Origin of the sequence: Cytophaga sp., from assembly GCF_051961495.1 — a bacterium.
Classification (GTDB): domain Bacteria; phylum Bacteroidota; class Bacteroidia; order Cytophagales; family Cytophagaceae; genus Cytophaga.
The window spans coordinates 1-6,312 of sequence record NZ_JBQCDF010000061.1; the positions used below are offsets into that span (position 1 = coordinate 1).

The 6,312-nt window shown below is 40.0% G+C and carries 6 protein-coding genes; all 6 read right to left on the bottom strand.

Translation table 11 applies throughout. From position 1 onward, the window contains the following. The coding region (gene ilvC, locus ACTHJT_RS02945) for a ketol-acid reductoisomerase (protein WP_440236251.1) at positions 1–1,347 on the bottom strand (1,347 nt) is incomplete at its 3' end. 341 nt (positions 1,348–1,688) lie between these two features. Then, positions 1,689–2,123, bottom strand: a complete 435-nt coding sequence (arfB, locus tag ACTHJT_RS02950) for an alternative ribosome rescue aminoacyl-tRNA hydrolase ArfB (protein ID WP_440236252.1) — start codon at positions 2,121–2,123, stop codon at positions 1,689–1,691. 3 nt (positions 2,124–2,126) lie between these two features. Further along, positions 2,127–2,768, bottom strand: a complete 642-nt coding sequence (locus ACTHJT_RS02955) for a DUF1684 domain-containing protein (RefSeq protein ID WP_440236253.1) — start codon at positions 2,766–2,768, stop codon at positions 2,127–2,129. Then, positions 2,752–3,453 (bottom strand): RadC family protein, encoded by a 702-nt coding sequence (gene radC, locus ACTHJT_RS02960; RefSeq protein WP_440236254.1) that lies wholly within the window; start codon positions 3,451–3,453, stop codon positions 2,752–2,754. Before radC ends, ACTHJT_RS02955 begins: the two co-directional genes overlap by 17 nt. Before the next feature lie 120 nt (positions 3,454–3,573). After that, complete coding sequence (locus tag ACTHJT_RS02965; protein ID WP_440236256.1) at positions 3,574–4,035, bottom strand: GNAT family N-acetyltransferase; 462 nt, start codon at positions 4,033–4,035, stop codon at positions 3,574–3,576. 121 nt (positions 4,036–4,156) lie between these two features. Then, positions 4,157–6,312, bottom strand: a 2,156-nt coding sequence (locus ACTHJT_RS02970) for a PKD domain-containing protein (RefSeq protein WP_440236258.1), incomplete at its 5' end; no start/stop codon positions are given.

The following is a 6,312-nucleotide window of genomic DNA, read 5'->3' on the forward strand; positions in this document are numbered from 1 at the left end:
ATTGTAGTTTTTACCGATCACATCAGTATTAATTTTCTTCATGAAATCAGCAAGTAAAGGCTTACAAGCATGATCAAACAGATAGCAACCATATTCAGCTGTATCAGAGATCACTCTGTTCATTTCAAAAAGTTTTTTACGAGCGATAGTGTTTGCGATAAGTGGAGTTTCGTGCAGAGACTCATAGTATGCAGACTCTTCTTTAATACCTGATTCAGTCATTGTTTCGAATGCAAGTTCAACACCTGCTCTAACGAAAGCAACCATTAACAGACCGTTGTCATAGAATTCCTGCTCAGATATTTTCATTGAACCTGGAGCTGTTTTCTCAAATGCAGTCTCTCCTGTTGCAGCTCTCCAAGTCAATAGGTTTTTGTCGTTATCTGCCCAGTCTTTCATCATAGTAGAAGAAAACTCTCCGCTCATGATATCGTCCTGATGCTTCTGGAATAAAGGTCTCATGATGTCTTTCAGCTCCTCAGAAAGCTCAAAAGCCTTAATTTTAGCAGGATTAGAAAGTCTGTCCATCATTAAAGTAATACCGCCATGTTTCAATGACTCAGTGATCACTTCCCAACCGTACTGGATAAATTTAGCAGCATATCCTTTATCAATACCTTTTTCAACCATTTTGTCGAAGCAAAGGATTGAACCGGTTTGTAATAAACCACAAAGGATTGTTTGCTCACCCATTAAGTCAGACTTAACTTCAGCAACGAAAGAAGATTTCAATACACCTGCTCTGTCACCACCTGTGCCTACGCAGTAAGCTTTAGCGTAATCCCAGCCTTTGCCTTCCGGATCGTTTTCAGGGTGAACAGCGATCAACGTAGGAACACCGAAACCTCTTTTGTATTCTTCACGCACTTCAGAACCCGGAGATTTTGGAGCCACCATGATTACAGTGATATCTTTACGGATCTGCATACCTTCTTCAACGATGTTGAAACCGTGAGAGTAAGATAATGTAGAACCTTTTTTCATCAACGGCATAACTGCAGATACAACAGCAGTGTGTTGTTTATCCGGAGTAAGGTTGATTACAAGGTCTGCAGATGGAATTAATTCTTCGTAGGTACCAACTTTGAAACCATTTTCTGTAGCATTTAAAAATGATTGTCTTTTAGCATCGATCGCTTCTTTACGTAAAGTATAAGAAACATCCAGGCCGGAATCACGAAGGTTTAAACCTTGGTTCAAGCCTTGTGCACCACAACCTACGATTACAATTTTTTTGCCTTTTAACGCAGCAACACCGTCAGAGAATTCACTTCTGTCCATGAATTCACAAACACCTAACTGACTTAATTTTTCTCTTAAAGAAAGAGTATTGAAATAATTTGCCATTTGATATATACTTGTTTAAGAATTACAATTTTACGATTTCAAAGTTGCAGAAAATTCCCCTAATAACATGGTTATTTTCTTCTTTTTCAGGTAATATTTATGGATTGATAATAATAATTGTTTAATGGGTGTTATTTGTAATTATCAGATAATCAGTTGTTAAAAATGGTTTTGGGGTGGGTAGTATTATTGGTTATTGTAGGAGCGAATACATTCGTCTTATGTGTAGAAAAAGTATGCTGGTGTTTTGTCGTGATAAAGAATGTTTTAAACACAGATACTATCGCTTAAATGATGGTATCCGTTTGGAATTTGTTTTTTGTGATTTGAAATTTACGCATTTACCAATCCAGTTTCCGTCTGTTCGCTTTAACATCCTTCTGCATCTTTTTACTTTCCAGTCGTTTTTTTACGGAAGCAAGTGTTGGCTTGGAAGCTTTGCGCGGTTTATTTTCTTTGAAGCAAAAAGCAATAATTATACTGAGTTTGTCAATGGCTGTTTTTTTATTTTGCAGCTGGCTTCTGCTGGTATCGCAGGTTACACGGATCTCACCTTCGTTATCAATTTTAGAAGCAAGTTTTTCAAGAATGCGTGTGCGTGCATCTTCTGAAAGAACTGCGGAACGTTCCGGCGACCAATAGATTTCAACTTTGGTGCTTACCTTGTTTACATTCTGTCCGCCTTTGCCGCCGGATAGTGAATTCTGAAAACGTGCTTCCTGAAAGATTCCGCTTTCTTTCCAATAATCGGGATTGCTGTATCTTGGTGGGAACATTATTTATTGCGGATTGGAATAACTTTTTTCGCCTGCGTTGATGACAACATCCAATGTATTTTCTTTCGGAACAATAGGACAGGTGTATTGGTAATTGTACACACAGAAAGGATTGTATGCATAATTGAAATCAAGAATAATGGTTTTGTTACTGGATAGCTCCACATCCAGGTAGCGGCCGCCGGTATATGTTGTATTACCATTGGATGCATCATAGAAAGGAACAAACAACAGTGGTTTATTTTGTATGTCGTCCGGATATTTATAGAGCGTAAGTGTTTGTAATTTATTGTCAATTTTAAAACTGGCTTTCGCAAAAGCAATGTAAAAAGAACGTTTGCCATCTGTTCTCAGCATGCTGACAACCTGGGTATCCTGTGTGAAAGTGATGAAAGCTTTTATTTTATATTTTTCCGAATAATCAAAATAGGACAGGCCTGTAAAGTTTTCTTTATCCTTGATCGGTGATTTTATGGATTTTCTGAAATGATCGTTTTTTTGCTCCCGGTATTTTTCAACGATATCTTTCGGCTTGTCAACTTTGATACTTGAAAGCAACAAACTAACCACGATGCCGAGAGCACCCAGAATAAAAACAATGCGAAGAGCCTGTTTGCGTTTGATACTGTTATATTTTTCCTTCATCGGCGAAACTATACCAGGATTGGTTACAAATTATGACATGGTCTAAAACAGGTATTTCCAAAAAGCTACCTGCTTCACTCAATTTCTTTGTCAGCGAGATATCTGCCTCACTGGGCTTTTTGTTTCCTGACGGATGATTATGTACTAATATAATGGATGAGGCCAGATTTTCCAACGCATATTTATAAATGAGTTTGGGATCTGCCACTGTACCCGAAACACCACCTGTACTGATACGGATTTTCTTTTCAATGCGGTTAGCCCTGTTTAATAAAATAATCCAGAATTCTTCATACGGAAGATCCGATAAATCGCCCTGTATATAATTGAAGACATCTTCTGAAGATTTGATATGAGGCTTTATCTCAGGTTCGATATTTTTTCTTCTTCGCCCTAATTCTAAGGCGCTTACAAGTGTTATGGCTTTCGCCTCGCCAATACCTTTGAATTTTTGTAGATCTTTTACACTCTGGCGTGCAAGTGTATGCAGACTCTGATTGTTGTGTTGCATGATTTGTTTGGCAAGATCAACGGCGCTCAGGTTGGTTGTTCCGGAGCCGAGTAAAATTGCAATTAATTCGGCGTCGCTGAGAGAAGAAATGCCTTTTAATAATAATTTTTCCCTTGGACGATCTTCTTCGGCCCATTCTAAAATACGGGTTGGTGCTTGTGTATATGGTTCCATAGCTGTGTAAATAGTTGGTAAAAATTCAGTCAGATAAAAGAATAAACCGCCATCAAAAAAAAACAAAATGTCGGTTTGTATTATTATTTAGATTGTAAATATAAAAAATCTGATTCGATTTTATTTTTTGATTTTTAATAAGGTTTGATTTTTATTTCTTTTGAAACCCAGTTTCTCATATAACGAAAATGCCCGTGTGTTTGAAGGAGAAACTTCCAGTACCAGAGCTTTTATGTCGTGAAAGGTTTGATCGATAAGAGAAATAACTGTGCTGCCATATCCTAAACTTCTTTTTGCCGGAATTATGTAGAGTTCATCAATAAAGAGCAAGTAGCCCTGGTATTCATTGCTCCAGTATTTAATAAGAATCACATAACCGATAAATATATGGTCGGCATCATAGATCAGCTGAATAGAGCCATTTTCCGGATGATTGGTTAAATGTATAATCGTATCGTTGATGGATTCTTTGCTGATGGCATGATTTGGTTCGTATTCTTCATAAAAATGAAAGATCATGGAATAGAGTGTGTCGATCTCTGGTTGAGCAAAAGTATTGATCGGTTTGATATGTATATTCATAAGCTGAAAGACGATTCTATTCAAGATACATAAAAAGTAATAAAAATAAGATATAAAAAAACATCCCTGACTCCGATAATTACCGGAATCAGGGATGTTTTTTTATATGAAAACTTGTTTCTTAGAACTTTACAATTTTTGTCGTGTATGTGCCCTGTTGCGTATAAATGATTACTGAATACATACCGGAGCTTAAGTATTCACCAACTCTGATTTCAGAAGCATTAATATTTTGTCTCTGTTCAACCAAGGCACCTGCTCCATTAATGATTGTTATAGATTGAATGGTAGCAGCGTTTTCCAGTTTGATTGTTGTATTTGTCTGGAATGGCTGGGGCGTTACTGTGATGTTGGTTGTTGTTCCGTTGATTGTTGCTGTAGGAACACATGCTGTATTTCCCGTATTGCCGCCGACACAGATGTTGCAATCATCGATAAAGGCACCGCCGTTTGGTACACCTGCACAATCCAGACAACTTTGTTCAGTTTTCCCGCAACCGCAGTTACCCGGATCAGTCTTCGCCTGGTCACCAGGACATAAGTCGCCGGCTACGGCAACATATCCGTTTGGTTGTGTACATGATGAAGTTGTTACATTCGGATCTCCTTTACCATCACCGTCTGTATCCTGATACCATGTGATGGCTGAAGTAGTTGTAATCGTTACCGGAGAAGATACGGCAGAGCAATTGTTTGCATTTTTTACCGTTACCGTGTATGTACTTGCTGATGTAGCTGTATACGTAGCATTTGTTGCACCGGCAATAACACCTGCAGTATTTGACCATTGATAAGACAATCCCGTACCTGTATTAGCAGAAAGTACTATTGAACCACCTGTACAGAAAGAAGTGGCAGGTGCAGTAATTACTGCAGCAGGAAGCACATTTTCAGTAATTGTTATTAGGCTTGAAGTCGCGGAACAATTGTTTGTATTGGTAACGGTAACGGTATATGTGTTGCCGGCCGTTGCTGTGTAGGTAGCACTGGTTGCGCCTGAGATTGCCGTTCCCGCATTCGACCACTGATATGTCAATCCGGATCCTGTATTTGCAGAAAGCATAACGGAACTTCCGGTACAGAAAGCAGTTGCAGAAGGTGTAATTGTTGCCGACGGTAAACTGTTTACTGTAATTACTTTACCGGCAGATGTTCCGCTACATGTACCGTTGCTTACTGTTACAGCGTAGGTACTTGCAGCTGTCGCTGTGTAAGTAGCATTGGTAGCGCCGCTGATTGCGCCTGCTGTATTCGACCATTGATAAGTCAATCCTGTGCCGGTGTTTGCAGATAACACTACAGAGCCTCCAGTACAGAAACTATTTGATGGAGAGGTGATCGTCGCCGTTTGTGATGATGTAGCCGTAATAGTTGTTGCCGCAGAAGTTGCTGTACAGTTGTTTGCATTTGTTACTTTAACAGTGTATGTGCCAGCGGCTGTTACGGTATAAGTAGCATTGGTAGCACCACTGATTGTACCAGCTGTATTCGACCATTGATAAGTCAAACCCGCGCCGGTGTTTGCTGAAAGCACAACTGAACCACCGGTACAGAAAGAAGTAGCTGGGGCCGTGATCGTTGCTGTTGGTAATGCGTTTACGGTTATGACTGTTGCCACAGATGTTGCAGAACAATTATTGCTGTTGGTCACTTTTACAGTATAGGAACTTGCAGCTGATGCCGTGTAAGTAGCATTAGTAGCGCCGCTGATTGCACCTGTTGAATTTGCCCATTGGTAAGTCAAACCCGTACCGGTGTTTGCTGAAAGCACAACTGAACCACCGGTGCAGAAAGAAGTAGCTGGAGCAGTGATTGTTGCTGTTGGTAATGCGTTTTCAGTAATGATCGTTCCAGTTGACGTTGCTGAGCAGTTATTCGTGTTTGTTACTTTAACAGTGTATGTGCCAGCGGCTGTTACGGTATAAGTAGCATTGGTAGCACCACTGATTATACCAGCTGTATTCGACCATTGGTAAGTCAAACCCGTACCGGTGTTTGCTGAAAGCACAACTGAACCACCGGTGCAGAAAGAAGTGGCTGGAGCAGTGATCGTTGCTGTTGGCAATGCGTTTACGGTAATGACTGTTGCCGTAGATGTTGCAGAACAATTATTGCTGTTGGTCACTTTCACAGTATAAGAGCTTGCAGCTGATGCCGTGTAAGTTGCATTAGTAGCGCCGCTGATTGCACCTGCTGAATTTGCCCATTGGTAAGTCAAACCCGTACCGGTGTTTGCTGAAAGCACAACTGAACCACCGGTGCAGAAAGAAGTAGCTG